Source organism: Paracoccus sp. (in: a-proteobacteria) (genome assembly GCF_047973135.1).
GTDB lineage: Bacteria > Pseudomonadota > Alphaproteobacteria > Rhodobacterales > Rhodobacteraceae > Paracoccus.
Map to the genome: position 1 here is coordinate 15,605 of NZ_JBKEBL010000007.1, position 25,267 is coordinate 40,871.

The 25,267-nt window shown below is 61.3% G+C and carries 28 protein-coding genes; 8 read left to right on the plus strand and 20 right to left on the minus strand.

Translation table 11 applies throughout. The annotated features are described in order from the left end of the window. The first annotated feature begins 63 nt into the window (after positions 1 to 63). Positions 64 to 423, plus strand: coding sequence for a winged helix-turn-helix domain-containing protein (locus ACK5L9_RS00420; protein ID WP_416909473.1), 360 nt, complete (start codon positions 64 to 66; stop codon positions 421 to 423). Positions 424 to 427: 4 nt separating this feature from the next. Here ACK5L9_RS00420 and ACK5L9_RS00425 read toward each other — a convergent pair whose 3' ends face one another. From ACK5L9_RS00425 to glpD, 6 genes are all read right to left on the minus strand, one after another. Continuing rightward, positions 428 to 1,573 (minus strand): calcium-binding protein, encoded by a 1,146-nt coding sequence (locus ACK5L9_RS00425; protein WP_416909474.1) that lies wholly within the window; start codon positions 1,571 to 1,573, stop codon positions 428 to 430. A gap of 106 nt (positions 1,574 to 1,679) precedes the next feature. Then, positions 1,680 to 2,267, minus strand: a complete 588-nt coding sequence (locus ACK5L9_RS00430) for a glutathione S-transferase family protein (RefSeq protein ID WP_416909475.1) — start codon at positions 2,265 to 2,267, stop codon at positions 1,680 to 1,682. A 5-nt stretch (positions 2,268 to 2,272) separates the two neighbouring features. Next, positions 2,273 to 2,692 (minus strand): PaaI family thioesterase, encoded by a 420-nt coding sequence (locus ACK5L9_RS00435; RefSeq protein ID WP_416909476.1) that lies wholly within the window; start codon positions 2,690 to 2,692, stop codon positions 2,273 to 2,275. A gap of 64 nt (positions 2,693 to 2,756) precedes the next feature. Next, the gene (locus ACK5L9_RS00440; protein WP_416909477.1) at positions 2,757 to 3,338 is read right to left on the minus strand and encodes a transglycosylase SLT domain-containing protein; all 582 of its coding nucleotides are present in this window, start codon (positions 3,336 to 3,338) and stop codon (positions 2,757 to 2,759) included. Between the two features lie 66 nt (positions 3,339 to 3,404). Beyond that, a complete protein-coding gene (glpK, locus tag ACK5L9_RS00445; protein WP_416909478.1) occupies positions 3,405 to 4,880 on the minus strand; it encodes a glycerol kinase GlpK in 1,476 nt (491 codons plus the stop codon). After that, positions 4,877 to 6,430, minus strand: coding sequence for a glycerol-3-phosphate dehydrogenase (gene glpD / locus ACK5L9_RS00450; protein WP_416909479.1), 1,554 nt, complete (start codon positions 6,428 to 6,430; stop codon positions 4,877 to 4,879). The genes glpK and glpD overlap by 4 nt, the downstream gene beginning before the upstream one ends. Positions 6,431 to 6,572: 142 nt before the next feature. Here glpD and ACK5L9_RS00455 point away from each other — a divergent pair, with 142 nt between their 5' ends. After that, positions 6,573 to 7,331: a DeoR/GlpR family DNA-binding transcription regulator gene (locus ACK5L9_RS00455; RefSeq protein ID WP_416909480.1), complete on the plus strand. Its 759-nt coding sequence runs from the start codon at positions 6,573 to 6,575 to the stop codon at positions 7,329 to 7,331. An 87-nt stretch (positions 7,332 to 7,418) separates the two neighbouring features. Here the strand turns inward: ACK5L9_RS00455 and ACK5L9_RS00460 are convergent, their stop codons facing one another. Further along, on the minus strand, positions 7,419 to 7,697 hold the full coding sequence (locus ACK5L9_RS00460; RefSeq protein WP_416909481.1) for a YiaA/YiaB family inner membrane protein: 279 nt from the start codon (positions 7,695 to 7,697) through the stop codon (positions 7,419 to 7,421). Between the two features lie 112 nt (positions 7,698 to 7,809). Then, the gene (locus ACK5L9_RS00465) at positions 7,810 to 8,493 is read right to left on the minus strand and encodes a PspA/IM30 family protein (RefSeq protein ID WP_416909500.1); all 684 of its coding nucleotides are present in this window, start codon (positions 8,491 to 8,493) and stop codon (positions 7,810 to 7,812) included. A gap of 117 nt (positions 8,494 to 8,610) precedes the next feature. Between ACK5L9_RS00465 and ACK5L9_RS00470 the strand changes: the two genes are divergently transcribed. Beyond that, positions 8,611 to 9,225, plus strand: coding sequence for a TetR/AcrR family transcriptional regulator (locus tag ACK5L9_RS00470; protein WP_416909482.1), 615 nt, complete (start codon positions 8,611 to 8,613; stop codon positions 9,223 to 9,225). A 31-nt stretch (positions 9,226 to 9,256) separates the two neighbouring features. Here ACK5L9_RS00470 and ACK5L9_RS00475 read toward each other — a convergent pair whose 3' ends face one another. Beyond that, complete coding sequence (locus ACK5L9_RS00475) at positions 9,257 to 10,687, minus strand: PLP-dependent aminotransferase family protein (protein ID WP_416909483.1); 1,431 nt, start codon at positions 10,685 to 10,687, stop codon at positions 9,257 to 9,259. 60 nt (positions 10,688 to 10,747) lie between these two features. Between ACK5L9_RS00475 and ACK5L9_RS00480 the strand changes: the two genes are divergently transcribed. After that, complete coding sequence (locus ACK5L9_RS00480; RefSeq protein ID WP_416909484.1) at positions 10,748 to 11,401, plus strand: pyridoxamine 5'-phosphate oxidase family protein; 654 nt, start codon at positions 10,748 to 10,750, stop codon at positions 11,399 to 11,401. Between the two features lie 42 nt (positions 11,402 to 11,443). On the opposite strand, the gene ACK5L9_RS00485 is transcribed toward ACK5L9_RS00480, so the two are convergent. From ACK5L9_RS00485 to ACK5L9_RS00515, 7 genes are all read right to left on the minus strand, one after another. Continuing rightward, a complete protein-coding gene (locus ACK5L9_RS00485; protein ID WP_416909485.1) occupies positions 11,444 to 12,076 on the minus strand; it encodes a PqiC family protein in 633 nt (210 codons plus the stop codon). Between the two features lie 4 nt (positions 12,077 to 12,080). Further along, positions 12,081 to 14,033, minus strand: a complete 1,953-nt coding sequence (locus tag ACK5L9_RS00490; protein ID WP_416909486.1) for an intermembrane transport protein PqiB — start codon at positions 14,031 to 14,033, stop codon at positions 12,081 to 12,083. A gap of 137 nt (positions 14,034 to 14,170) precedes the next feature. Beyond that, positions 14,171 to 14,842, minus strand: coding sequence for a paraquat-inducible protein A (locus tag ACK5L9_RS00495; RefSeq protein ID WP_416909487.1), 672 nt, complete (start codon positions 14,840 to 14,842; stop codon positions 14,171 to 14,173). Next, complete coding sequence (locus tag ACK5L9_RS00500; RefSeq protein WP_416909488.1) at positions 14,839 to 15,519, minus strand: paraquat-inducible protein A; 681 nt, start codon at positions 15,517 to 15,519, stop codon at positions 14,839 to 14,841. The genes ACK5L9_RS00495 and ACK5L9_RS00500 overlap by 4 nt, the downstream gene beginning before the upstream one ends. A gap of 84 nt (positions 15,520 to 15,603) precedes the next feature. Continuing rightward, positions 15,604 to 17,391, minus strand: coding sequence for a sensor histidine kinase (locus ACK5L9_RS00505; RefSeq protein ID WP_416909489.1), 1,788 nt, complete (start codon positions 17,389 to 17,391; stop codon positions 15,604 to 15,606). Between the two features lie 9 nt (positions 17,392 to 17,400). Then, a complete protein-coding gene (locus ACK5L9_RS00510) occupies positions 17,401 to 17,967 on the minus strand; it encodes an RNA polymerase sigma factor (RefSeq protein WP_416909490.1) in 567 nt (188 codons plus the stop codon). A 10-nt stretch (positions 17,968 to 17,977) separates the two neighbouring features. Further along, the gene (locus ACK5L9_RS00515; RefSeq protein ID WP_416909491.1) at positions 17,978 to 18,124 is read right to left on the minus strand and encodes a NepR family anti-sigma factor; all 147 of its coding nucleotides are present in this window, start codon (positions 18,122 to 18,124) and stop codon (positions 17,978 to 17,980) included. Positions 18,125 to 18,219: 95 nt separating this feature from the next. On the opposite strand from ACK5L9_RS00515, the gene ACK5L9_RS00520 reads away from it, so the two are divergent. Continuing rightward, positions 18,220 to 19,023: a response regulator gene (locus ACK5L9_RS00520; RefSeq protein WP_416909492.1), complete on the plus strand. Its 804-nt coding sequence runs from the start codon at positions 18,220 to 18,222 to the stop codon at positions 19,021 to 19,023. Here ACK5L9_RS00520 and ACK5L9_RS00525 read toward each other — a convergent pair whose 3' ends face one another. The 4 genes from ACK5L9_RS00525 to ACK5L9_RS00540 form a co-directional block, all read right to left on the minus strand. Next, a complete protein-coding gene (locus tag ACK5L9_RS00525) occupies positions 19,024 to 19,908 on the minus strand; it encodes a YihY/virulence factor BrkB family protein (RefSeq protein ID WP_416909493.1) in 885 nt (294 codons plus the stop codon). It abuts the gene before it with no gap. Between the two features lie 62 nt (positions 19,909 to 19,970). Next, the gene (gene dnaQ / locus ACK5L9_RS00530; protein ID WP_416909494.1) at positions 19,971 to 20,672 is read right to left on the minus strand and encodes a DNA polymerase III subunit epsilon; all 702 of its coding nucleotides are present in this window, start codon (positions 20,670 to 20,672) and stop codon (positions 19,971 to 19,973) included. Further along, positions 20,665 to 21,252 (minus strand): dephospho-CoA kinase, encoded by a 588-nt coding sequence (gene coaE / locus ACK5L9_RS00535; protein ID WP_416909495.1) that lies wholly within the window; start codon positions 21,250 to 21,252, stop codon positions 20,665 to 20,667. The genes dnaQ and coaE overlap by 8 nt, the downstream gene beginning before the upstream one ends. After that, a complete protein-coding gene (locus tag ACK5L9_RS00540) occupies positions 21,249 to 22,103 on the minus strand; it encodes a shikimate dehydrogenase (RefSeq protein WP_416909496.1) in 855 nt (284 codons plus the stop codon). Before ACK5L9_RS00540 ends, coaE begins: the two co-directional genes overlap by 4 nt. A 495-nt stretch (positions 22,104 to 22,598) precedes the next feature. Between ACK5L9_RS00540 and ACK5L9_RS00545 the strand changes: the two genes are divergently transcribed. The 3 genes from ACK5L9_RS00545 to ACK5L9_RS00555 all read left to right on the plus strand — a co-directional run. Continuing rightward, positions 22,599 to 23,045, plus strand: a complete 447-nt coding sequence (locus ACK5L9_RS00545; RefSeq protein ID WP_416909497.1) for a CopD family protein — start codon at positions 22,599 to 22,601, stop codon at positions 23,043 to 23,045. Positions 23,046 to 23,169: 124 nt separating this feature from the next. Then, a complete protein-coding gene (gene rho, locus ACK5L9_RS00550; RefSeq protein ID WP_416909498.1) occupies positions 23,170 to 24,441 on the plus strand; it encodes a transcription termination factor Rho in 1,272 nt (423 codons plus the stop codon). 11 nt (positions 24,442 to 24,452) lie between these two features. Further along, a partial coding sequence (locus tag ACK5L9_RS00555) for a tRNA modification GTPase (RefSeq protein WP_416909499.1) occupies positions 24,453 to 25,267 on the plus strand: 815 nt, incomplete at its 3' end.

Here is a 25,267-nt window from a genome sequence, read left to right on the forward strand (position 1 = left end):
GCAATTCCGTTACGGCACAAAGCGGCCTTGCGGCGCGGCGCCATCTGGGGCGATAGTCGGCGCATGGACAGGATTCCCGCCACGCGGCTGAAGCTGCGACTTGAATATGACACGCCGCTGGTTCTTGGGCCCGGCAAGGCGATGCTGCTGGAACTGATCGCGGCGCGGGGCTCGATCAGTGCCGCCGGGCGCGAGATGGGCATGAGCTACAAGCGCGCCTGGTCGCTGGTCGAGGAAATGAACACAGCCTTCGCGCAGCCAGTGGTTGCACGAAGTCGCGGCGGATCGGGCGGCGGAGGCGCGGACCTGACCGATGCGGGCCGAGAGGTTCTGGCCCGGTTCCGGCAGCTTGAAAGACTGCTGGAAACTCAGGGTGCGGACGATCTGGCCGCGCTGGCCCTGATGCTGAAACCGATCGGATAGCGGGTTACAGCAGGAAATCCTCTGCGGTCAGGTTGTGCAGCCCGACAAGGCGAAGATAGCCGTCCACATTGCCGTCGCCGTCGTTATCCAGCCTGACGATGGTGCGGTCGTTATCCGTTCCCGCCTTGTCGATGCGCTGAACGGTCAATTCGGGGCCGTCACCGCCAGGCTTGCCGCCCGTCGCGAAATCGGCATCCGTGTCCCGGATACGGATCCGATCAACGCCCGAGCGGAAATCGGTGATCACATCGGCTTTCGCGCTGGTCCCGGCCAAGGTCTTGGCGTTGAACACGAACTGATCCTTTCCCGCACCGCCGGTCAGAACATCCCTGCCCGCCCCGGCGACCAGCACGTCATTGCCGCCGCGCCCGTTCAGAAAGTCATTGCCAGACTGACCCTGCAGCATGTTATTCTTGTCGTCGCCGCGCAGCGTGTCGTTGCCATTCGCGCCGCGCAGATCCTCGACTCCGGTGATGCGGTCATTGCCCAGTCCGGTCTTCTGACGGCCCGTCACCGCCAGATCGACCCGTACGGCATGGCTGCCCGAGGCGGCAAGCATGTCGCGGCCGTCGCCGCCGATGATCAGGTCATTACCGCCATCCAGCCGCAGCAGGTCATCACCACCGCGCCCTTGCAGCGTATCGCGCCCCTCGCCGCCGATCAGGGTGTCATCCGAGGCACCGCCGCGCAGCAGGTCATGGCCCTGCCCGCCATTCGCGAAATTCGGCCCGGCCCCCAGCAGGAATTTGTCATCGCCCGCAAACAGTTGCTGGGTCAGTTGCACGTCGTCTGCCCTGCCCTTGCTTTTCGCCGCCGCCGTCACCTGATCGACAGACAGACCAAGCTGGCCGATCATCCAGCCCTCTTGCAGCTTGCCATCGTCAACCCGGAAATCCGAGATCATCTGGATCGTGCCGCCCGTCACAGCGCCAGATTTCTTGTTGTCCTCCATACCTTCGCCCAGCACGGCCATCGCCCGGACCTCGTCCTTGCCGCGCGTCCATTCGAAGACATAGACATCCTCATAGCCACGGCCATAGATCCTGGCCTGGGCTTCGCCAAACAGCGTTTCGTCCCGGGCGGACCGGAAAGCATCGGCAAGATTGAAGTCGCGCTGATCAAAAACGGATTTGGTACGGATAACAGCCACTGATTACACCCCTTGACGTCAGCCGCAGCCGAACGCCGAAATCGTTAAACACGCGCCGTACTTACGGCTTGCGCCCTGACAATTCCAGAAAAGAGGACAAAAAGGTCTAGAGAGTGGCAACCTTTTGCCAAGCGGGCCGTTTGCGCATCCGGTCCAGATAGTCGGAAAGAGCGGCCTCAATGATTGGAAAACGCGCGGTCAGGGCCCAGCCAAGGCAATGCGTCAGGATGAAATCCGGAACGGTCATGCGGTCGCCCATGACGTATTCTCCGCCGCCCATCCGATGAATCAGGGTCTTTTGGCTGCGTTCAAATTCCCATCGCAGGGTGTTCTTGATCGCGCCCATCCGCATCTCTTCGGGCAGGATAAAGCTGTGCCGGGCGGCAAGCCACAAGGCCGCGTCAAATTCGTCCAGCAGGAACTGGGTCAGACTGTCCTGACGTGCGCGTTCCAGCGTCCCGGCGGGATAGGTCAGCTTGCCATGGCGGTCGGCCAGATAGGTCAGGATGGCGGTCGAATCGGTGATCGGGGTGCCGTCGTCGATCAGCACCGGCACCTTGCCCGCCGGGTTGAACTGCACCACGCCGTCGCTGCGGGGTGTCGCGGCGACATGTGTATAGGGCTCGCCCAGTTCCTCAAGCATCCACAGCACGCGCATCGTACGACTTTGGGTTGTGCCGATTACCGTATACATCGCGCCTAACCCTTCCATTCCAGCACAAGCTGGGTCTGGGTGACGATCGCTGCCACCTTGCCGTCGCCCCTCAGCACCGTGGTCTGCCAGATCTGCGTGGTCCGGCCCCTGTGCAGTGGCGTACAGATCGCGCGGGCGGTGTCGCCAATGCGAATCGGGCGCAGAAAATTGGTCTTGCTTTCCATGGTGGTGGTGGTCATCCCCTGAGGCAGGTTCAGCGACGTCGCAGTCCCGCCGACATTGTCGGCCAGCCCCATGATCGCGCCGCCATGCAACACGCCGTTGCGATTGGCCAGAACCGGCGTGACCGGCATTTCCATCTCGACCCGCTCGGCCGAGGCGGAAATCAGCCGCGCCCCCAGATGCAAGGCAAATTCCGGCTGTTCCGCCGCCACCTGTTGCAGACGTTGTTCCTGTTGATCCATGCCTTACCCCAATACCACGCAAACCTATAACTGCGCGGATCGGCGCGCTTGGCAAGGGTCGCCATCACCCCTTGCGGCAGGCAATCAGTTGCTGGCGGTACATCTGCGCGCGGTTGCCCACCTGACCGGCAACCCGCATCAGCCAGCTTTTGCCGCGATAGCTGCCGCGCGCATAGCCGCCCCGCCCTTCGTGATAGGCCAGATACTGCGCCGGAGCGTCCCATTTCGGAATCCCCAGCCGCGCCGTCGTGCCGTCGATATACCAGCCCATGAAATCGGTCGCGTCCTTGATATTGTTGCGGCGCGCACGGCGATTGCCGGTTTCCTTCTGGTATTCCTCCCATGTGCCATCCAGCGCCTGACTATAGCCATAGGCGCTGCTTTGGCGACCGATGGGAATGACCCCAAGTGCGTATTGATGCGGGGTGCGCGCATCGCCCACGAATTTCGATTCCTGATGCAGAATCGCCATCTGCACATGCACCGGCACGCCCCAGCGGCGTTCGGTGTTCTTCATGGCGCGAAAATAGGCAGGGCGTTCGGCAGCCAATGCGCAGGCATTGTCCAGATTGCGCGGCGCCTTGTAGCTGCCCCCGCCGCACGAGGCTACAAGCCCGATGATGGCGAGTTTCAGAAACCTGTTCATCCTGCCCTCTTATGTTTTTCCCGATCATAGGGGAAAACTGCGGCAGGTGGAATATGGTGCCGCGCGTCAGACCGTCATCACGGCGTGAACCGCCCGTTGCCAGTCAGCATAGCGCCGCTGACGCGTTTCATCCAGCATTTGCGGGGTGAAACGGCGGTCCAGTCGCCATGTGCGCGCATATTCGTCAGGGCCGGGGCACAGCCCCGCGCGATAACCCGCCAGCCATGCGGCCCCCTGCGCAGTGGTTTCGGTGTTCACAGGACGATCCACGGGCGCACCCAGAATATCGGCCACGAATTGCATCGCGGGTTCGCTGGCAGTCATGCCGCCATCGACGCGCAGGACCGCATCGCCCGCATCGGGCCAGTCGGCGCGCATCGCCTCCAGCAGGTCGCAGGTCTGGAAGCCAACGCTTTCCAGCGCGGCGCGCGCAAATTCCGCCGGGCCGGTGTTCCGCGTCAGGCCAAAGACCGCGCCCCGCGCCTCGGGCCGCCAATATGGAGCGCCAAGGCCGGTAAAGGCGGGAACCATGATTACCTGCTGGCTGTCATCGGCGCGGGCAGCCAGTTCGGCTGTCTCGGACGCCTCGCGGATCAGCCGCATCCCGTCACGCAGCCACTGCACCACCGCCCCGGCGATGAAAATGCTGCCCTCAAGCGCGTAGGCGGGCTTGCCGTCAAGCTGCCAGGCAATGGTGGTCAGCAACCGGTTTTCCGACCGCACTGGCCTGTCACCCGTGTTCAGCAGCGCGAAACAGCCCGTGCCATAGGTCGATTTCATCATGCCGGGCGCGAAACAGGCCTGCCCGACCGCCGCCGCCTGCTGATCACCCGCAACGCCAAGGACAGGGATTTCGCGCCCGAACAGGTCAGCCCGCGTCATCCCGAAATCCGAGGCGCAGTCGCGCACCTCGGGCAGCAGGGCGCGCGGCACGCCGAACAGCCGGCACATGTCGTCCGACCATTCGCCCCGGCCAATATCGTACAGCATGGTCCGTGCGGCATTGGTAGCGTCGGTGACATGCGCCCGCCCGCCCGTCAGCTTCCATATCAGGAAGGTATCGACAGTGCCAAAGGCCAGTTCGCCCGCCTCGGCCCGCGCCCGCGCACCTTCGACATGGTCCAGCATCCATCCGATCTTGGTCGCACTGAAATAGGGGTCCAGAAGCAACCCGGTGGTCGCCGAAACCTGCTCCTCGACCCCCTGATCGCGCAGTCGGGCACATATGTCGGCGGTGCGCCGGTCCTGCCAGACGATCGCGCGATGGATCGGCTGGCCGGTGGCGCGATCCCAGATCAGCACAGTTTCGCGCTGATTGGTGATGCCAATCGCGTCGATGCGCGGGTTTCCGGCCTTTTCAATCGCCGCACGCGCCGTCGCGGCGCTTGTCATCCAGATGTCGTCGGGATCGTGTTCGACCCAGCCCGAGCGCGGAAAATGCTGCGGAAACTCGGCCTGCGCGCTGGCAAGCACCTGCAAATCGTCGCTGAAGATCAACGCCCGCGACGAGGTCGTTCCCTGATCCATCGCCAGAATTGTCATGTTCCGCTTCTCCTGTCGTCATGCGCCGTGGCCATCCATGCCCCCAATGCAACAATCTGGTTCTGCGTCATCCGCAGCCCCAGTTTGCTGCGCCGCCAGACGACATCTTCGGCGCTGCGGGCAAATTCACGCGTCATCAGCCAGCGCAGCTCGGCTTCGGTCAGGGTCGCGCCGAAATCGCGGCCCAGATCCCCCGCCTGCCGCGCATCGCCCAGTATATACGCGGCATCGGTGCCATAGGCCCTGACCAGCCGCGTCGCCCATGCCTGATCCAGAAACGCGTACCGTCGGCGCAGATCGTTGATCAGCGCCGCAACCCCGTCAACCGGGAAATCCCCGCCGGGCAGGGGCACCCCCGCCGTCCATGGCCGCCCGCGGTCGGGCACAAGCTTGTCCACCGCCTGTTCTGCCAGCCGCCGGTAGGTGGTGATCTTGCCGCCAAAGACATTCAGGCAGGGCGGCCCGTTCCGATCCAGCGACAACACATAGTCGCGCGTCGCCGCAGTGGCCGATGTCGCTCCATCGTCATAAAGCGGTCGTACCCCCGAATAGGTCCACAGGATCTGATCGCGTTTCACCGGGCGGGTGAAATATCCCGACGCGAAATCGCACAGATACTGCTGTTCGCAGGGCGTGCATTCGGCGGCCAGCGGATCGCCCTTGTGGTCCTGATCTGTCGTGCCGATCAGGGTGAAATCGTCCTGAAAAGGGATCGCAAATATGATCCGCCCGTCATGGCCCTGAAAGAAATAGGCCTTGTCGTGATCGTAAAGGCGCGGCACGACGATATGGCTGCCCCGGACCAACCGCACCGTCTGGGTCGAGGGCAGATGCGCCACGTCCCGGATCACCTGCCCGACCCATGGCCCCCCGGCATTGACCAGCGCCCGCGCCTGAAAGCTGCGCCCGTCTGCCAGCGCAATCTGCCACAGCCCACCCTCGCGCGCGGCGCTGACCACCTGCGCCCCGACCAGAATATCCGCCCCGCGCGCCGCCGCATCACGCGCGTTCAGCGCCACCAGCCGCGCATCGTCCACCTGACAGTCGCTGTATTCATAGGCATTTTTCAGCCGGTCCTGCAACGGCGCACCCTCGGGCGTGCCGCGCAGCGACAGGCTGGCTGTTCCCGGCAAAAGCCGCCGCCCGCCCAGATGATCATACAGAAACAGCCCCGCCCGGATCAGAAAATCCGGGCGATGCCCACGATTCCACGGCATCAGCCAGCCCAGCACCCGGCTGACCGGCGTGTGCGATTCAAAGGTCATCCGGGGGTCCAGCGGCAGGACAAAACGCATGGGCCGGGCGATATGCGGCATGGCGCGCAGCAGCACCTCGCGTTCCTTCAGCGCCTCGCGGACCAGCCGGATTTCCAGATACTCAAGATAGCGCAACCCGCCATGAAACAGCTTGGTCGATTTCGAACTGGTCGCCTGCGCCAGATCCCCCATCTCGGCCAGCCGCACCGACAGCCCGCGCCCTGCGGCATCGCGGGCGATGCCGCAGCCGTTAATGCCGCCTCCGATGATGAAAATATCCGTGATTTCCGACATGCGCCCCTCGAATCCGTCGTGCAGAGGATCACATCGCCTTCGATTCTGTCAACTTGGATTTTCGTAAATTTGCGAATATGCGCGTCTTGACAAAATTCGCGTGTCGCCTTTTCGTAAAGCGAAACCTTAGAGGCCCGGCATAATGAATATCCGCCAGATGGAAATCCTTGAACTGGCCCGCGCCGCTGGTCGCGTCGGGGTCGAGGATCTGGCCGGTCGTTTCGATGTCACGCTGCAAACCATCCGTCGCGATCTGGGCGAGCTTGCCGGTCAGGGCATGCTGGATCGCGTGCATGGCGGCGCGGTCATGCGCCCCGGTGTCAGCAATATCGGCTATCAGGACCGGCGCCGCATGAATCAGGACGCCAAGGCCGCCATCGCGCGGGCCTGTGCGGCGGAAATCCCCGACAATTCGTCGGTCATGCTGAATCTTGGCACCACGACCGAGGCCGTTGCCCGCGAATTGCTGAACCACCGCAACCTGACGGTGATCACCAACAACATGAACGTCGCGAATATTCTTGTGGCCAATGAAAGCTGCGAAATCATGGTGGCGGGCGGCGCGCTGCGCCGTCTGGACGGGGGGCTGGTCGGAGATCTGACGACCGAGTTCATGGCCCAGTTCAAACCCGATTTCGCAATCATCGGAACCTCGGCGCTGGATGCGGATGGCGAATTGCTGGATTTCGACCTGGCCGAGATCCGCGTCAGCCGCGCCATAGCCAGCCTTGCGCGCCGGACATTCCTTGTCACCGATATCAGCAAGATGGCACGCTCGGCTCCGATGCGCATCACCTCGCTGGCACGGCTGGACAGCGTGTTCGTGGACCAGCCCCTGCCCGACGAATTGATGCGGAAATGCGCAGAGTGGGGCACGCGGGTGATCGTCGCCAATAGCTGAGGCCGCCGCGCAAAAAGGCGCGGCGGCATTTTGCAGGGCCGGGTGACGGACATGCGGGATGGCTGGTGGCCTTCCCGCATATTCTGGTCAGTCATCCTGACCAGAGACTTCGGCCAGCAAACGCTCGGTCCGGGCGTCTTCAAGTTTGTTGTAAAGCCGGTGGCCTTCCTCGCGGTCGCGCAGCGCCTTCGAAATGCCTGCGGTCGCATAGACCAGCATCAGCGCGGACATCGCGTAATAGCCCTTTGCAGTAAAGCTTGCCTCCAGCGACCAGATACCGCCGGCCATCATGATCACGGCGACAACGAACATGAAATAGGTAAAGGCGTTCCAGGCGTTCGAGACTTTCGGGGTATAGGATTCCATTGGTTTTCTCCTTGAATGGGTCGGCCATGGGCCGGATTTTGCAGGGTCAATGTTACGCCGTTTGCAGATACTGCCCGGCGGGTGACGGGAACAGGATCAGGTCGGGGTTGTCTCAGCCTTGTCCGGCCGCGTCTGCCCGGACGCGCAGTCGCGCCAGAACCTCGGCCGCCTGATCGCGCAGCGGGGCACCGCAGCCTGCGGCGGCCAGCCGGGCCGACGTCGCCTCGGCGCTGCTGGCATGGCTTAGTTCGACCATGGCAATCTCGACCTCATCAGCGTGCGACTGGCGGCTTTCAAGGCGTTCCAGCGTTGCCTCGGCTTCCTTCAGCGAGGCGATGACACCGTCCGGCATGGTTCCGCGCAGCTTTGAGGTATGCTGGGCGGCATCTGCGATACGCTTGCCGCGCTGAAGTGTGCGCAGGCGCTGTTCCGCCAGACTGACATGTTCGCGAAGGCGGGTGATTTCGCTGCTGTAATGGGCGATGGATCGCTCGGTCGCGCTGCGCTCGGCCTCCAGATCGGCAATGGCAGAGGCGGCTTCGGTCGCCAGATCGTCACGTCCCTTGCGCAGCGCATCCATGGCGCGGGTTTCCAGATCGACAAGCTGACCGGCGATGCGCGCAGCGGATTTCCTTTCGCGTTCGGCATAGGCCATGACCACCGCGACGCCACGTTTCGCGCGCTCCAGCCCATCCGCAGCATCGCGCAACTGCTGGCGCAGGATGGCCAGCGCGTTCGCATCGGTGAAAGCTTCGGCGACATCGTGGCTGCGGCCACGGATCAAGGTCGTCATCATCTTGAACACGGTCAACTCCATTGCTATGAACACCGTTCATGAAGGCTGTATGCAGCAATCGTGAACGTTGTTCAAGAAAAAAATGAACACTGTTCAAAAAAAATAATCGTGGAAGCCATGGCAACTGACAAAGACGAAAAACGGGCCGCGCTGAAAGCAAGGCTGATCGACGCCGCCGAACAGGAAATCGCCGCCCACGGGCTGGCCGGTCTGAAGGTGCGAACGGTGACGGCCAAGGCGGGATGTGCCCTTGGCGCGCTGTATAACGTGGTCGAGGATCTGGATCTGCTGATCTTTCACGTCAATTCGCGTACGCTAAAGCAGCTTGGGCAGGCCCTGCAAGCCGCCCTGACAAAAAGCGGACAAGATCCAAGGAACAGTTTGCAGGCGCTTGCGGCCACCTATGCCAGCTTTGCCATGGAAAAACGCAACCTGTGGCTGGCGCTGTTTGAACATCGCCCCTCTGCCGGTCGAACGGTTCCCGACTGGCACAGGATGGATCACGCTGTTCTGCTGCAAGAGATTGCCCCATATCTGGCGCAGCTTCGCCCTGATCTTGATCCCGCCGCACTGGAACTGCGCGCACGAACGACCTTTGCCGCCGTGCATGGCATTGTTCTTCTGGCATTGGAGGGGCGTTTCGTCGGCGTGCCTCTGGACGCGCTCAGATCCGAAATCGCGGGTCTGGTCGAAACGCTAAGTCTTGGCGCACAGGCGCAGGCCCAACGGTAAACAGGGTCACGCGGCCCGAACTGCTTTGGAATCAGCCGCTGGCCTGACGCAGGATCCGGATCAGCGTTCTGGCAGCGTCTGTCAGGTGCCTTTCGGCAAAAGCGGCATAGCCCAGCAGCAGGGCCTGCGGCGGGTCCGGCAGTCTTGCATGGGCCGACAGCGCGCGCAGGGTCAGGCCCTGCGCGGCGGCGCATGCGCTGATCTGCTGGTCGGTGGCGGGCATCGCCGGACGCAAGGGGACGCACAGATGCATCCCCGCCGCGTCAGGGGCCAGGTCCAGAAGATCGGCAACCGGCGCAAGTCCCTGCAACAGCCATGCCTGACGGCGGGCATAGGTGCGGCGCATGCGACGCAAATGGGTGGCAAACTCGCCGCTTTCCATGAACCGGGCCAGCGCCGGTTGCGGTATCAAAGAGGCGCGCGCGCCCGTGACAGACAGATAATCCCGCGCGGGGGCCAGATGCGCCTCGGGCAGGACCAGATAGCCAATGCGCAGGCCAGGGCTGAGCAGTTTCGAAAAGCTGCCCATATAAACCACCCGCCGCAGCCCATCCAGCCCGGCAAGCGAGGGCAGGGGCTGGCCCTGATAGCGAAATTCGCTGTCGTAATCATCCTCGACAATCAATCCACCGGTCGCCTCGGCCCAGTGCAGCAGAGCCAACCGGCGGGTCAGGGGCATGGCGATGCCGGTCGGATAGTGCCGCGAGGGGGTGACAATCGCCGTGGCGATGCCCTGCGGGATATGCGCCGGGCAGAAACCGCTGGCATCGATTCGCAGCGGAACCGGAGTCAGCCCGGCCCGTTCGATCAGCCGGTACAGGGTTGGCCAGCCGGGATCTTCCAGTGCCAGCCCGTGCCCGCGCAGCGCCCCGAGTCCGCGCAGGATGTCAAAACCGTCCCACGCGCCGCCGGTAATCACCACCTGTTCAGGCACGCATTCCAGCCCGCGCCATGCGGCCAGATGCGCCGCGATGGCTATGCGCAATGCAGGCCAGCCAAAAGGGTCGGCCTGACCCTGCAATTGCGTCTGGGGCGCTTGCCACGCCCGTTCCAGATGCCGCGCCCAGATGCGATGCGGGAAATCCGCCAGATCGGGGATGCCGGGGTGAAACGGCATGAAGGGCCTGACGCTTTGCCGGACGGCGGCGGGCCGGGGCGCGGGGGCCACCAGATGCGGCAAATGCGCGGCGATATAGGTGCCATCGCCCCGCCGTGCGGTCAGATAGCCCTCGGCGATCAACTGGTCATAGGCCGAAGTGACGGTCATGCGCGACACGCCAAGTTCTGCGGCCAGAACGCGGCTGGCAGGCAGCCTTTCGTCACCAAAGCGACCAGTCAGGACCAGCGCGCGCAATGCCCCGGACAATTGCAGATGCAGCGGGCGGTCCGATGCCCGGTCCAGCACCAGAGCCAGCAGCGCGGCATCCAGATTGGACTGATATTTTTTTCCGGTATTGGCCATAGAACCATGTCCAATACCGCCTTAACCATCAGCCATCAAGCCCTTGACCCGAGCCATCCCATGACCGACAGCCTTGCCATTACCAACCGTTCCCGCCTGCGCCGTTCACATCCACGCGGGCATTTCGACCGGGCCACCATCTACGCCATTCTGGACGCGCAGCCGCTTTGCTCGGTCGGTTATGTGATCGAGGGCAAGCCCTATGTCACACCAACCCTGCAATGGCGCGAGGGTGATCACGTCTATTGGCACGGCTCATCGGCCAGCCACGCGCTGCGGGCGGGGCGCGACGCCGAGGTATGCCTCAGCGTCTCGATCCTTGACGGATTCGTTCTGGCGCGTTCGGGGTTTCACCACTCGGTCAATTCGCGATCGGTCACATTATTCGGCACGGCTTTCCGGGTAGGGGATCCTGCGGAAAAGCTGGTCAAACTGACGCGGTTTGTCGATGGGCTGTTTCCGGGCCGCTATGCCGGGCTGCGCCCCGACACGCCGCAGGATCTGAAGGCGACAACATTACTGGGCCTGAAGATCGAGGAAGGCAGCGCCAAGATCCGCAGTGGCGGCCCGAATGACGAGGAAGATGATTACATCCTGCCAATCTGGGCCGGGGTCATCCCCGTCACCACGCGGATCGGCACGCCAATTCCGGATCCGCGCAATCCGGACGGCGTGGCGGTACCCGGCCATGTCCGCGATTTCAGGCTGGGATAGGAAAGAGGCGCGGGCCATCACAATGGCGCGCGCCCCGAAACATCACATCAGCGGTTCAAGCCCATAGGGATCGGCGACCTTCTGCGTCGTGATCGTGCGCCCCGGACCGGACAGGGTCGCGATTTGCTGGGCAAGCTGGGTGATCGCCGCCGATTGCGCGCCTGCAATGGCCGCCGGGCTGCCTGCGGTGGCCATTGGCACCGAAATGTCAAAGATCCGGGCATGGTTCATGCCGCCGGCACCAGCGTCAGACACGAAATAGCGCCCGGTCAGCCGATAAACGCCGTCGGCCTGCGCCAGCGCCTTTTCCACCCGAACCTCAAGCACGCGGGCAGGGGGCTCGGCCAGGGGCCAAGGCTCTCCGATCACGGTCGCGCCCGACACGTTCGAGATTTCTCGCGCCAGTGCCATGGTAAAGCCGCGCTGCGGATTGTCGGCCCACAGGTTTTCAGGGTTCGAACGGACGGCGCCATCGGCCGTCTGCCACTTGACCTCTTGATCGGACGCGTATTCGGGCAGGGACACGTCCTTCAGCTCGGCCGAGCCGATGCGGTTGGGAACCTGGACGGGCGCGGCAGGCGGATCAATCAGGAAACGGCTGGTCTTTTCGGGATCCGAACAGCCCGCCAGCGCCAGTGCGCCCAGAACCATTGCTGCGGAAAAGCGTAGTGTCATCGTGTTACCGTCCCATAATGAAGGCGCGCGGGTTGCGTTCGACCATCCGCGCAAGCGCGCCGACCGAGGCGGATGCCCGCCGGACTTCGCGCAGCATGTTGATGGCTTCGTTGTTGAAATCCGAGCGTTCGCCGTAAGATGACAGCAATGCATCGGCGCGGACCGCAGTTGCCTGCAACCGCTGGATCAGGCCGGGCAGGTCGCGTGCGGCGCTGGCGATTTCATCCGCCGCGACAGAGGCGGCATTCAACGCGTTGTTCAGACTGCCAGCGGCATTCCCGTCGCGCAATTCATTCAACAGCCCCGACGCCGCCTTCAACGTGTCTGACAGGTTGCGCGGCAATTCGGCGGCATCCTGCGTGCCAAGCATCGCGCGGACATCGCCGATGATCCCCTTGGTCTGATCGCCGATTCCGGCGAAATCGACCTGACCGATGGAATCCGAGGTCTTGCGCAGTCCGTCCATCAGATCGGGCAGTTTTTCGGCGGCGACATCCAGCTTGGCCGTCAGTTCGCGGGCCGAGGCCAACGTTGCGCCCACATTATCCGCCGCGCCTGTATCGCGCAGTTCCTGAACCATCTGCCGAACATCGCTTAGTGTCGATTGTGCGTCGTCAAGCATTTGCCGCGTGCTGCCGGGAATCGCGCGCGTGTCGGGCGAATTGACCAGGGCGGACAGTCCGCTGATCATCTCGGACGCGGATTTCAGCGTTTCCTCAAGCGGCAGTTCCCCGATCCGGGTCATCAGCCCTTCGGCGGTCTGTGTAAAATCCGTCGTTTCCGAGGCGACCGAGGGAATGATCGGGTAGGGCAGGGCGTCCATGGCGATTTCGGCTGCGGGCGCGTCGGGGATTTCGACCAGTTCGATCATCATCGAAGTGCCCAGAAAGCCCGTGCTGGCAACGCGCGCGCGCAGCCCATTGCCGACCTGCTGTTGCAGGAACGCCAGCGCATCCTCTTTGGTCGCGTCGGGCGCAAGGCCCAGACGGCCCGGCGCGATCGCGATGCTGACCTCTTGCAGCACTTCGGGCGACAGCCCGTCCTGCGCATCCTCGACTCGCACGGCAAGCCGGCTGACTTCGCCGACGCTGAGCCCCTGAAACTGCACATCCGCGCCCTTTTCCAGACCGCGCACCGAGTTTTCTACAAGTGCGGTCAGGCGCAATTCGCTGCCCGGATCGGCGGCGAAGATATTGTTGTGGGCCGCTGCCTCGTCCGGCTGGATGGCGTAAAGATGCCCGGCCTCGATGGGCTGACCACCGCTAACCAGCGTTTCAAAGGCAATGCCGCCTTGCAGCAGCGAAACCATGGAATCCACGTTGAAAGACAGGCCCGACGCGCCAAGCGACAGCGAAAAGCCCGAAGTGTCCCAAAACACGGTGCGGGTCGTCAGGCGCTGATCATGCGGAGATTCGACCAATGCATCGGCGATAACCGAGCTTTCGTCAGCCGACAGGCGGATATTTTCCAGCCGCCCGACATTGACGCCGCGATACAGGATCGGCGCGCCTTCGTTCAGGCCGCTGGCGCTATCCATCGACAGGGTGATCCATGTCCCGGCCTCGCCGGCACGAATCAGTGGGGGACGCTCCAGCCCGACGAAATGGGTTTTTGCCTCGGCGATTTCGGAATCCCAGCTTCCCTCGATGAACGACCCGGTCAGAACCGTATCCAGCCGCGTCACCCCCTGCGCCGTCACCTGGGGCCGGACGATCCAGAACGACGCGTCGGAATCGATATATTTCTCGACCTCCTTGTCCACGCGGACCTTCAGCACGACCCTGCGAAGATCGGGGGTAAAGTTCACCGCCTCGACCTGCCCGACGGTCACATCGCGAAACCGCAGCGCCGTTTCACCCGGATTGATGCCCGTCGCATCAGCAAATTCGACCTCGATCAGCGATCCGCGATTGGCATAGCTGGTCCAGGCAACCGCCAAAGTCACCAGAAGCGCCATGATTGGAACGATCCAGACCAAACTGATACTGAACCGGGCCGCCGTCGCTGCGGTTTTCCGAGCCGGTTTCGCCGGCTTCATCTGTGGCGGTGAGGTGTCACTCATGACGCTTTGCTCATCTGTTCGTGGGGTGGCAGTCAGTCGTCATCATCCTTGTTGCGCAGCGGCAGGCCACGCCAGATCAGACGGGGATCGAAGCTTTGGGCGGAAAGCATGGTAAAGGCGACCGACAGCGCAAAGCAGACGGCGGCGGGTCCGGGTCTGATCGAGGCGACAAAGCCAAGCTGAACCAGCGCCGAGGTGATGGCGACGACAAAGACGTCAATCATCGACCAGCGACCAATGAACTCGACGGCTTCGAACAGATGCAGGCGGATATGCGACTGATCGGCAGTGGCGGGGCGTCCGGCAACCATGGCCAGCCAGGCGATGACCAGAAATTTCGCGACGGGCACCACGACCGAGGCCACAAAAACCACAGCCGCGATGTCATAGCTGCCGTAATGGATCAGTTCGATCACGCCTTCGATGATCGTGTGTTCCCCGGTGCCGCCCAGACCGCCAAGCGTCTTGGTGGCCATCATCGGATACAGATTGGCGGGAATATACATGATCAGCCCGGCGATCCACCACGCCCAGACAGCCTGAAGCCCGCGCCGGTTCGGCGGAGACAGCCGCGCACCGCAGCGCTTGCAGCGGTGCTGATCCTGCGGCCAGACACGACCGCAGCCGCGGCATCCCAGCAATCCCGCCCGATGCGCCGTCATGACCACGCCATGACTGCCCTTTGGATTCAGCTCTCCGCTCATTTTTTTGGGGCCTCGACCATTTCACGCCCGTCAGTCTTGCCGCCGCCATCCTCGATCGCATCCCAGATCGTCGTCTGGCACATGAAGCTGTGCGAGGCGAGATTGACCAGCAACAGCGCACAAAAGGCCCAGAAGGCCGGGCCAAGGTGGATATTCGCCATGCCCGCGATCTTGACCAGCGCGACTACGGTGCCGATCACGAAAATTTCGGCCATGGACCACGGGCGCAATTCCTCGGACCAACGAAAGGCAGTGGCGGCGTGGCGGCGCGGGCGGGCGCCCTTGGCCAGCGGAGCCAGTGTATAAACCAGCAGAAAGGCCCGCAGAACCGGCAACCCGATCACCACCGCCATCAGCGCAATCACCAGCGGCAGCAACACGCCATGCGCGAAGGACAGGGCGACCCCGAACAGCGAGGTCGCGTGACCGAATCCCATGCGGGAGATTTCAAGAAACGGAAAGAATACAGCACCCAGAAGCAGCACGATAGACGCGAAGGACAGGGCGATCAACTGGATGAATGCGCCTCCTTTCGGACGTGCCAGTACAGTATTACAGCGCAGACAACTCGCGGTTTCGCCCGCAGCCAGCTCTTCCTCGATATAGAGCGCGTCGCATCGTGGACAGGCGACCAGTCCAGCACCAGTTGTCAGATTGTAATCGCCCTTGCTCTGCATTCCCCCAAAATAGACCGGATGCAAACTTGCGCAAGTCTCTGCCTGCGTCGCGCGCAAGGATTGTACCGCCGTGGCGGCAAAGCCTCAGTGATGCGAGCCGTCGCGCGCCGCCGAAGTCAGAACCACGCTGCGCTGGTCGTCGCTGTCGCGGTACGGCGGCGGCTCGACGCGGAACGGCAGCCGCAGGAAAAACGTGTGGCCGTCGATACCGGATTGAGATTCGCCCTCAAGCTGGATGGAAAACGCCTCGATCAACTGGCTGCCCAGTCCGGTGCCTTCGGTGAGCGGGTTGCCCGTACCAATCGAGTTGACGATTTCCAGCACCCCGCGCCCGCCACCCCTATCGGCCAGCGTCACCCGCACCCAGGGCGCATCCTCGCCCGGCGCGATTCCGGCATATTTCAGCGCGTTTGTGAAAGCTTCGGTCGCCAGCAGCGACAGGGGAACCGCCTGATCGGGTTGCAGCACCAGCGGCGCAAGCCGGGTATCGACCCGCAGCCGCGATCCTGGCCCTACCGAGGCGTTGATCATCTGGTTGATGATCTCGCCAATCAGCCGGTCGGCCTGCACCGAATCCAGATGCTCGGCCTGATAGAGGTTGCGATAAATGGTGGCCAGGGCCGCGACCCTGTCCTGAATGGATCGCAGGACGCGCCGCGCCTCGGGGTCATCCAGCATCCGGCTTTGCATGTTGATGATCGAGGCAATCAGTTGCAGGTTGTTCTTGACGCGGTGGTGAACCTCTTTCAGCAGGATGGTCTTTTCACCAACGGCGGCCTCCATCGCGACCTCGTCGCGGATCAGGATGCGGGCCATGTTGTGCAAGGTCTGGCTGACATCCGCGATCTCGGTCGGGGCATCGGTCAGGACCGGCGGCGGATGGCGGCGGTTTCCGATGGCAAAACGGCGCATCTGGCCGCGCAATTCGGAAATATGGCGCAGTACCAGCCGAAACACCGCGAAATAGGCCACGGCCAGCGTCACCAGCCACAGCGTCACCGGAAACATCACCGCGCCCAGGCGCGACAGTTTCAGCAGACCAACCCCGGCAATCTTGGGGCTCCAGCTTCCGACGGCATAGACAAGACCGGGAATCACCGGAACGACGGAAAACACACGCGTTTCGCCAGAGTTGGATCTGTCGCGAAATGTCGTCTCGTTACGGGACAGCAGGGCGCCAAGCTCGGTCCCTTGCGGCAGGATGCTGGCCGGATCGCTGATCCCGGCATTGTCTGCCGTCAGAATTTCACCCCGGTGATTGAAGGTGACAATCCGCGCGCCCTCGGTTCCCAGCCCGGTCGTATGGGTCGAACGCAGCAATTCATCGGTCAGCGCGACGGTGATATAGCCCAGCAGTTCCTGATCGCGGTACAGCGGCTGCATCACCTCGACCACGGGCCGCCCGCTGTAAATGCTGTGATCCACCGCCGCAACCATTGTGCCTTGTTCCTGCGCAAAGTTCTTGTGTCCGGGGGATTCACGAAAATCGGCGGGCTGTTGCGGCGCGGAATTACAGTCACTGACGCCGTTCAGCGGAACAAAGGCCGCAAAGATATAGGTGGCGCTGCGCTGTGTGAAATTGCGCATCAGATCGGAACAAAGGTCGGGCCGCTGCATCGTTTCCAATACGGCCGGGCCAAGGGCATCGGCGGATCCAAGCGCGCTTTGCAGCAAGGCGCGTTCTCCGGCGGCGGCAGAGGCTGTGCGCCCCATCAGCGCAAGCTCGGCGCTGCGTTCAGCCTGCCGCGACAGGTGAAGGTTCTCGGCCAGCGACAGTAGGCCGATCGGCAGGATCGCCACCGACAACAGGCCGCCAAGGCGGAACCCTAGCCCCCGTGTAAAGCCCAGCGGTGCCCAAAATCGCCTCAGCACGGCTCAGTTTCAGCGCCGAACAGGCCGGTTTGCAGCCATCACGGCCAGCGTTGCAGGATCAGTAATCTCCAATTCCTCGTTCTCCTCCAGCATCAGCAGTTCGGCCAGTTTCCGCCTGCCACGATTGGCGCGGGATTTGACCGTCCCGATGGCAACCCCGGTCATCGCCGCCGCCTCTTCATAGGAAAAGCCGGAAGCGCCGACCAGAATCAGTGCCTCGCGCTGTTCGGCGGGCAACCGTTCGAACGCGGTACGAAAATCTTTCAGCGCTAGCCTGCCGTCATGTTCGGGCCGAATAGCCTGTCGCGCTGCAAGATGGCCATCGCTGTCGCTGACCTCGCGCCGGGTTCGCCGCAGCCCCGAATAGAAGGTATTTCGCAAAATTGTGAACAACCAGGCGCGTAAATTCGTGCCGCTTTGAAATTTATCGATATTTGTCCATGCCTTGACGATGGTGTCCTGCACCAGATCGTCTGCCGTCGCGCTTTCACGTGTCAGGGACAGCGCGAAGGCCCGCAGCGCAGGCAGATGTTCGACCAACTCGTCCCGCGGATCGGTCGGGCCATTGTCATCCATTAAAACACCGCTATTTCTGGTCTTTAAGCTTCTTGAGCAAGTCTAGAAATCGGTCGGGGATCTTTTCCTGAATACTTTGTTCATAAACACGCTTGAGATTTTCGTCGATCTGCTTCTCAATCGCTTCCTTGCGGCCCTCATCCTGATTGGAGGTCATAGCTTGTCAGCCCCGGAAATCTTGTCTGCATAGTGTCCAACCTGTAGAGGTGAAACACGGTTCCGTGCAACCAGTGTTTTAAGGGACGCAATATCATGACCTCAGCCGATCTTGCCCAATCCATCGCCAGAGAGCTGCCATATCTGCGTCGTTACGCCCGCGCGCTGACCGGAAACCAGACTGCCGGCGACAATTACGCCGCCGCCGCGCTGGAGGCGCTGTTATCCGACAGGGCCGTGCTGGAAAATGCCCGCGACATGCGCGTCGCGCTGTTTCGTGCCTTTCACGCCATTTGGCAAAGCTCTGGTCAGCCTGTGGACGAAGGAGAGCTTTCCGGTCGCGAAAAGCAGGCACAGGCGCATCTGCGGCAACTGACACCCAATTCGCGCGAGGCGCTGCTGCTGCGTACGATCGAGGAACTGCGCTTTGATCAGGTTGCGGAAATCATGCTGATCGAACAGGCCGAGGTCGAAGAACTGGTCCACATTGCGCTGGATGAAATGGGTAATGCGCTGCGAGGCAAGGTGCTGGTGATCGAGGACGAAACCATCATCGCCATGGATCTGAAGGGCATCGTGCACGCGCTTGGCCACGATGTCACCGCCATCGCGCGCACCCATCGCGCCGCCGTCGAGGCTGCGCATGCCGAACGGCCCGACCTGATGCTTGCGGATATCCAACTTGCCGACGGCTCGTCCGGGATCGACGCGGTCAACCAGTTGATCCGGGAACTGGGTGATATTCCGGTCATCTTTATCACCGCCTTCCCCGAACGGCTGTTGACCGGCGAACGGCCCGAGCCGGCCTTTCTGATCTCGAAGCCCTATCGCGAGGAACAAATCCGTTCCGCCGTCAGTCAGGCCATGTTCTTTGCCTCGACCGAGGGGCTTGAGGTCTGATCAGCGTTCGTGTGCGACCGCCAGCACTGCCTGCCGCGCCTCGCGTGCGGCAAGAACACGCTTGCGCCGGGCCAGTTCGACATTGACCAGCGCACCCAGCATGACCGAAAATCCGGCCAGATAGAACCACATCAGCAACGCCACCACCGTCCCGATAGAGCCATAGACCTTGTTGTAGCTGTTGAAATGGCCAAGATAGGTTGAAAAGGCAATGGACGCCGCCGCCCACAGGATCGCGGCAAACAATGCGCCCCATGTGAAAACCGGGGTTCGCGGTGCCTTTACGTTCGGGCCATAGCGGTACAGGATCCCTATGCCCAGAATGACGATCAGAAACATTCCCGCCCATGGCAGAGCCGCGACCAGCCAGCCGTTCAGCGGGCCAAGTTCCACGAATGTCAGAATAATCGGCACGACAACAATGGTCGCCAGCCCCGCTATCGAGATGCCGACAATGGCCAGCGTCAGCAGATAGGCCAGTATAAAGCCGAACACCGTCGAATGCGCGCGGACCCCATAGGCCGCGTTCAGCCCGCGCACCAGTCCGTTGACGCCCGCCCGCGCCGACATCGTCGCCACCATGAAGGACACGAAAGAGGCCCAGCCGATTGACGGCCTTCCCGCCGAAGTCAGCGCACGGATCTGCGCATCGATCAGGTCATAGGCCCCTTCGGGCAGAAATTCGTCCGCAACCTCACCATAAGCCATGATGGCGTTCGGATCGAACCACAGGCTCCACAAGGCGATCACGGCGGCTATGCCGGGAAAGACTGCAAACATCGAATAAAAGGCCACGCCCGCCGCGATCAGCCCCATATGGATCTTGTCCATCCGTTCGAAGACTGCGGCCCAGAACACCCAAGCCTCGCGCAAGTACCCTAGCATAGACACCTTCCACCAGATGCCGGCAGGATGAGACGCGCGGCCCGTCCGCGCAAGCCCGTTCTTCAGCCAAAGCGCGCCCAGATCGCATTCTCGCCAAGCTTTGCGACAAACTCTTTATGGGCCGTGGCCTCGTCCTCGGTCAGGCGCGCGGGCAAGGGGGCGGGGCGCGCAGCGCGGGGCACCTTCATGCCATCGGCAGACTGCGCCTTGCGACTGACGGTTTCGGGCTGGTCCAGCACCAGATCCGGCTGGCGCCCACCAATCAGCTCCAGATAAACCTCGGCCAACAGTTCCGAATCCAGCAAAGCACCGTGCAGATCGCGTCCGGAATTGTCCACGCCAAAACGGCGACACAGCCCATCCAGAGTGGACGGCCCGCGGGGAAATTTATCCCGTGCCATGGCCAGCGTATCCAGCGCTCGCGAAAAAGGCAGGGTCGGGCGGCCCATACGGCGCAGTTCCGCGTTCAGGAACCGCATGTCGAAACTGGCATTATGGATCACCAGCCGCGCATCCCCGCCAATAAAATCGAGAAAACCTTGCGCAATTTCGGCAAATTTCGGCTTGTCGCGCAGGAAATCATCGCCCAGACCATGAATGGCGAAAGCCTCGGCCGGCATGGGACATTCAGGGTTGATATAGACGTGATAGGTGCGGCCGGTCGGCAGGTGGTTCATCAACTCAATCGCACCGATTTCAACGATGCGATCCCCCTTCTCGGCCTCTAACCCTGTGGTTTCGGTATCGAGAACGATTTCACGCATGGCCAGTCACCTCTTTCACGATCCGCTCGACTGCCTGGCGCGCACCCTCTGGCGTGTCGGTCGGGATAATCCAATCGGCACGCGCGCGTTTCTGGTCGTCTGGTATCTGCCGCGACAGGATCATCTGCAACGCCTCTGACGTCATTCCGGGTCGCGCCAGCACCCGCTCGCGTTGGGTCTGCGCATCGGTCGAAACAACCGCGATGCCATCGACCACCTGCGTTCCACCCGCCTCAAACAGAAGAGGAATATCCAGAACCACCAGCGGCTGATCGGCGTGGCGGTACAGGAAAGCGGCCCGGTCCTGTGCGACAAGGGGGTGAACGATGGATTCCAGTTGTTTCAGCGCCGCAGGATCGCGGGCCAGATAGTCCTTGAGCACGGCGCGGTCGATTCCGCCATCAACCAGCGCGTCGGAAAATACCGCCGCCACAGGCTCAACCGCCGCACCGCCGGGCGCGTAAAGCCGGTGAACCGCATCATCGGCGTCCCAGACCGGATAACCCATATCACGAAACATCGCAGATGTGGTCGATTTGCCCATTCCGATGCTTCCCGTCAGTCCCAGCCGGTATGTCATTCCAGAACGGCCCGCCGCGCTTCGTCGTCTACCTCGGGACGTTGACCGAACCAGCGTTCAAAGCCCGGAGTGGCCTGATGCAGCAACATGCCCAATCCATCGACGATCCGGCAACCACGTTCCTGCGCCTGAGTCAAAAATGGCGTCATCAGAGGCGTATAAACCAGATCCGTGACCAGTGCGTCAGGTGACAATGCCTCCAACGGAACGCGCAGCGGCTGTTTACCCTGCATCCCAAGCGAACTTGCATTCACGACCGTCGCCGCGCCTTCCAGCATATTGCCTGCCTGCGCCCAGTCATAGACGACGACGCGTGCACCAAATTCGGCGCGGATCTGTTCAGACCGGACGCGGGTGCGGTTTGTGATACGCAGCTCGGCCACGCCGCTGTCCAGCAGCGACGCTACGACCGCCCGCGCCCCACCACCGGCACCGATGACCGCCGCAGGGCCTCTGCCCGGCTGCCAATCAGGCGCGTTCTGCCGCAGATTGGCAATAAAGCCGTAGCCGTCGGTGTTATCGGCATGAATCTTGCCATCGGGACGAAAGATCAGCGTATTTGCCGCCCCGATCAGCGCCGCGCGATCTGTCACGACATCGGCCAGCGTCACCACCGCCTCTTTATGCGGGATGGTGACATTGATGCCGACAAAGCCAGCGCGCGGCAGGGCACGCAGAACCTCGGCCAGATGTTCGGGCATGATGGGCATCGGGATATAGTGACCGCTGATGCCATAGCGGCGCAACCAATGGCCGTGCAGCCGGGGAGAGCGAGAATGCGCGACAGGCATCCCGATCACCCCGGCCAGCGGAACATTACGGATACCGCCAAGCGGCGTTTCTTCGGTCATCGGGCGGCCTTCCGGTTGCCTTTTGTTGGATCTGCAGCAGATTTTGAGCGCAGAATGCAAGACAAAAGCCATTTCAGCATCACGGCGCGGCTGGCTGTGGCCCGCAGGACTCACCCTGTGGATAGAATTCGGGGCAAGTTCAGGGGAATCATGTTGGTAAACGTCGTGTTTGCCGCGGCGCAGCGATTTTCATCGAGAATGTAACGTGAACAAGAGCTTTTCATCCACAGGTGGACATGTAGATCCATGTAATACGGAAAGCTGTGGAGAGATCTTTCGCATGAAGATATTCCACAAACTTATCCACAGTTCAATATGTTGATAAAATTGAGTTAATTTCATATTTCGGTGGTATGTGCCAATTTTATCAACAGGGTTCTGAACTGGGGATTTTATTTGGGAAAAGCCAGATTTCCCCTTCTCCCCAGCCCTTACAACAACAACATTCCTATTTCTTATCATTTTATTTAGATCGAACCTGACAGGAGACACGCGATGACCAACCTGCTTGTGACGATCTATCCTTACGTTAAGGCATTTCACCTGATGGCCGTCATGTCGTGGATGGCCGGGTTGTTTTATCTGCCGCGTCTGTTCGTCTATCATAGCGAACGGGGGTTAAGGGCGAGTGAACCGGCAAACAGCTTCAAGATCATGGAGGGCAAGCTGTACCGCCTGATCATGTGCCCTGCGATGATCGCCACCTGGGCAAGTGGGGCTGTGCTGGTGCTGACACCGGGGATCGTTGACTGGTCGATGATCTGGCCCTGGGCAAAGGCTGGTTGCGTACTGGCGATGACCTGGTTTCATGGTTGGTGCGGGGCGCAGCGCAGGTTGCTGGCGCAGGGTAGGGCGCTTTCAGGCCGTAGATACAGGCTGATGAACGAGATGCCGACGCTGCTGATGGCGGGGATCGTGCTGTCGGTGATCGTTAAATTTTGACGGCCATGATTGACTCGGGGCCTGTTACGTCTTATTTGCCGCCCAAGCCCGGCCGTCCGGTATGGGAGTTTCCACGACATTGATCACGACACCGGGTTTTTCCCGGTGTGCGCAAGGTGGCAAGATGACTGAAGAACGACTTAACCTGTCCGATCTGAAGGTGAAAAGCCCGGCCGATCTGCTGGCCATGGCTGAAGAATGGGAAATCGAGAACGCCTCGACCATGCGCAAGGGCGAGATGATGTACTCGATCCTGAAAGAGCATGCCGAAGAGGGTTGGGATATTGGCGGCGAGGGCGTGCTTGAGGTTGTGCAGGACGGGTTCGGGTTCCTGCGCTCGACCGAGGCGAATTACCTGCCCGGACCCGATGACATCTATGTCAGCCCTGACATGATCCGCCAGCATTCGCTGCGGACGGGCGACACGGTGGCTGGTGTGATCCGCGCACCAGGTGAGAACGAGCGTTATTTTGCGCTGACGCGGGTTGAGCGGATCAATTTTGAAGATCCTGAAAAGGCGCGTCACAAGGTAGCCTTCGACAACCTGACGCCGCTTTATCCGAATGACCGGCTGAAGATGGAAATAGAAGACCCGACGATCCGGGACCGAAGTGCGCGGATTATCGATCTGGTGGCACCGATCGGAAAAGGGCAGCGATCACTGATTGTCGCGCCTCCACGTACGGGTAAGACGGTGTTGCTGCAAAATATCGCACATTCGATCGAGAGAAATCATCCGGAATGCTATTTGATCGTCTTGTTGATTGATGAACGCCCCGAAGAAGTTACCGATATGCAGCGCAGCGTTCGCGGTGAGGTGATTTCGTCAACATTTGATGAACCTGCCAGTCGGCATGTTGCGGTCAGTGAGATGGTGATCGAAAAGGCCAAACGGCTGGTTGAGCATAAGCGAGATGTAGTGATCTTACTTGATTCTATCACAAGACTTGGTAGGGCTTACAATACTGTGGTGCCAAGCTCAGGAAAAGTGTTGACAGGTGGTGTTGACGCCAACGCATTGCAGCGGCCAAAGCGGTTTTTTGGCGCAGCACGGAATATTGAAGAAGGTGGCAGTCTGACAATCATTGCGACAGCGCTGATAGATACCGGGTCGCGTATGGACGAGGTGATCTTTGAGGAATTCAAAGGTACCGGCAACAGCGAGATCGTTCTGGATCGTAAAGTTGCGGACAAGCGCGTTTTCCCGGCGATGGATATTCTCAAGTCAGGTACGCGCAAGGAGGAACTGCTTGTTGATGCCAAGGATCTGCAAAAGACCTATCTGCTCCGGCGTATTCTGAATCCTATGGGCACTACGGACGCCATTGAATTCCTGATTTCCAAGCTGAAGCAAACCAAAACCAATTCTGAATTTTTTGATTCGATGAACGCCTGACGGAGGTCGTCATGGATCTGATTTTTGCCGAAGCCACCCCGCCAGGGCGGGGGGGCGTTTCGGTCATGAGGCTAAGCGGTTCCGGCGCGCGCGGTGTGGTCGAAGCACTGGCCGGGTCTTTACCGCAAGCTCGCCACGGGTACTTTCGTGTTTTACGGGACGAGACCGAGGAACTGGACCAGGCGCTGGTGATGTGGTTCGAACGGGGCCACAGCTTTACCGGTGAAGAGGTTGCTGAACTGCATTTGCATGGTGCGCCAGTAGTTTTGCGCAGGATTGAGCAGGCGTTACTTGGACGCGGAGCGCGTCGGGCGGAAGCAGGGGAATTCACTCGCCGGGCATTTCTGAATGGTCGTATGGATTTGGCCGAAGTCGAAGGTCTTGGCGACTTGCTTGAAGCCGAGACCGAATCGCAGCGACAACTGGCTGTACGTACCATCGGCGGAGAATTAAGCCGAAAGGTGGATGATTGGCGATATATGTTGATTCGCGCAGGTGCTTTGGTTGAGTCAAGCGTCGATTTCGCGGATGAAGATGTACCCGAGGATATTCCGGAAGAGGTGTTTGAGCTGCTGGCGGGCTTAAATCATGAGATTGATCGAGAGGTGGGGGGATTTCCGGCCGCAGAACGGTTGCGCCGGGGGTTCGAGATTGCGGTAATTGGACCCCCAAATGCCGGAAAATCAAGTTTAATCAACAGAATAGCGCGTCGTGATGTGGCGCTGGTTTCTGATGTGGCGGGCACAACACGTGATGTCATAGAGCTGAGAATTGATCTTAAAGGTTTGGCGGTGACGTTTCTTGATACTGCCGGACTGCGCGAGAC

What these genes read in the sequence shown, in the direction of transcription:
- ACK5L9_RS00455 (WP_416909480.1), top strand. Translation starts at nt 6,573, where the DNA reads ATGAATATCCGCCAGATGGAAATCCTTGAACTGGCCCGCGCCGCTGGT.
- ACK5L9_RS00485 (WP_416909485.1), bottom strand. Translation starts at nt 12,076, where the DNA reads ATGACACTACGCTTTTCCGCAGCAATGGTTCTGGGCGCACTGGCGCTG.
- ACK5L9_RS00460 (WP_416909481.1), bottom strand. Translation starts at nt 7,697, where the DNA reads ATGGAATCCTATACCCCGAAAGTCTCGAACGCCTGGAACGCCTTTACC.
- ACK5L9_RS00510 (WP_416909490.1), bottom strand. Translation starts at nt 17,967, where the DNA reads ATGGATGACAATGGCCCGACCGATCCGCGGGACGAGTTGGTCGAACAT.
- rho (WP_416909498.1), top strand. Translation starts at nt 23,170, where the DNA reads ATGACTGAAGAACGACTTAACCTGTCCGATCTGAAGGTGAAAAGCCCG.
- glpK (WP_416909478.1), bottom strand. Translation starts at nt 4,880, where the DNA reads ATGACAATTCTGGCGATGGATCAGGGAACGACCTCGTCGCGGGCGTTG.
- ACK5L9_RS00495 (WP_416909487.1), bottom strand. Translation starts at nt 14,842, where the DNA reads ATGAGCGGAGAGCTGAATCCAAAGGGCAGTCATGGCGTGGTCATGACG.
- glpD (WP_416909479.1), bottom strand. Translation starts at nt 6,430, where the DNA reads ATGTCGGAAATCACGGATATTTTCATCATCGGAGGCGGCATTAACGGC.
- ACK5L9_RS00515 (WP_416909491.1), bottom strand. Translation starts at nt 18,124, where the DNA reads ATGACCTCCAATCAGGATGAGGGCCGCAAGGAAGCGATTGAGAAGCAG.
- ACK5L9_RS00440 (WP_416909477.1), bottom strand. Translation starts at nt 3,338, where the DNA reads ATGAACAGGTTTCTGAAACTCGCCATCATCGGGCTTGTAGCCTCGTGC.
- ACK5L9_RS00480 (WP_416909484.1), top strand. Translation starts at nt 10,748, where the DNA reads ATGACCGACAGCCTTGCCATTACCAACCGTTCCCGCCTGCGCCGTTCA.
- ACK5L9_RS00520 (WP_416909492.1), top strand. Translation starts at nt 18,220, where the DNA reads ATGACCTCAGCCGATCTTGCCCAATCCATCGCCAGAGAGCTGCCATAT.
- ACK5L9_RS00465 (WP_416909500.1), bottom strand. Translation starts at nt 8,493, where the DNA reads ATGATGACGACCTTGATCCGTGGCCGCAGCCACGATGTCGCCGAAGCT.
- ACK5L9_RS00540 (WP_416909496.1), bottom strand. Translation starts at nt 22,103, where the DNA reads ATGACCGAAGAAACGCCGCTTGGCGGTATCCGTAATGTTCCGCTGGCC.
- ACK5L9_RS00475 (WP_416909483.1), bottom strand. Translation starts at nt 10,687, where the DNA reads ATGGCCAATACCGGAAAAAAATATCAGTCCAATCTGGATGCCGCGCTG.
- ACK5L9_RS00420 (WP_416909473.1), top strand. Translation starts at nt 64, where the DNA reads ATGGACAGGATTCCCGCCACGCGGCTGAAGCTGCGACTTGAATATGAC.
- ACK5L9_RS00435 (WP_416909476.1), bottom strand. Translation starts at nt 2,692, where the DNA reads ATGGATCAACAGGAACAACGTCTGCAACAGGTGGCGGCGGAACAGCCG.
- dnaQ (WP_416909494.1), bottom strand. Translation starts at nt 20,672, where the DNA reads ATGCGTGAAATCGTTCTCGATACCGAAACCACAGGGTTAGAGGCCGAG.
- ACK5L9_RS00500 (WP_416909488.1), bottom strand. Translation starts at nt 15,519, where the DNA reads ATGCAGAGCAAGGGCGATTACAATCTGACAACTGGTGCTGGACTGGTC.
- ACK5L9_RS00545 (WP_416909497.1), top strand. Translation starts at nt 22,599, where the DNA reads ATGACCAACCTGCTTGTGACGATCTATCCTTACGTTAAGGCATTTCAC.
- ACK5L9_RS00470 (WP_416909482.1), top strand. Translation starts at nt 8,611, where the DNA reads ATGGCAACTGACAAAGACGAAAAACGGGCCGCGCTGAAAGCAAGGCTG.
- ACK5L9_RS00490 (WP_416909486.1), bottom strand. Translation starts at nt 14,033, where the DNA reads ATGGCGCTTCTGGTGACTTTGGCGGTTGCCTGGACCAGCTATGCCAAT.
- ACK5L9_RS00430 (WP_416909475.1), bottom strand. Translation starts at nt 2,267, where the DNA reads ATGTATACGGTAATCGGCACAACCCAAAGTCGTACGATGCGCGTGCTG.
- coaE (WP_416909495.1), bottom strand. Translation starts at nt 21,252, where the DNA reads ATGACATACCGGCTGGGACTGACGGGAAGCATCGGAATGGGCAAATCG.
- ACK5L9_RS00525 (WP_416909493.1), bottom strand. Translation starts at nt 19,908, where the DNA reads ATGCTAGGGTACTTGCGCGAGGCTTGGGTGTTCTGGGCCGCAGTCTTC.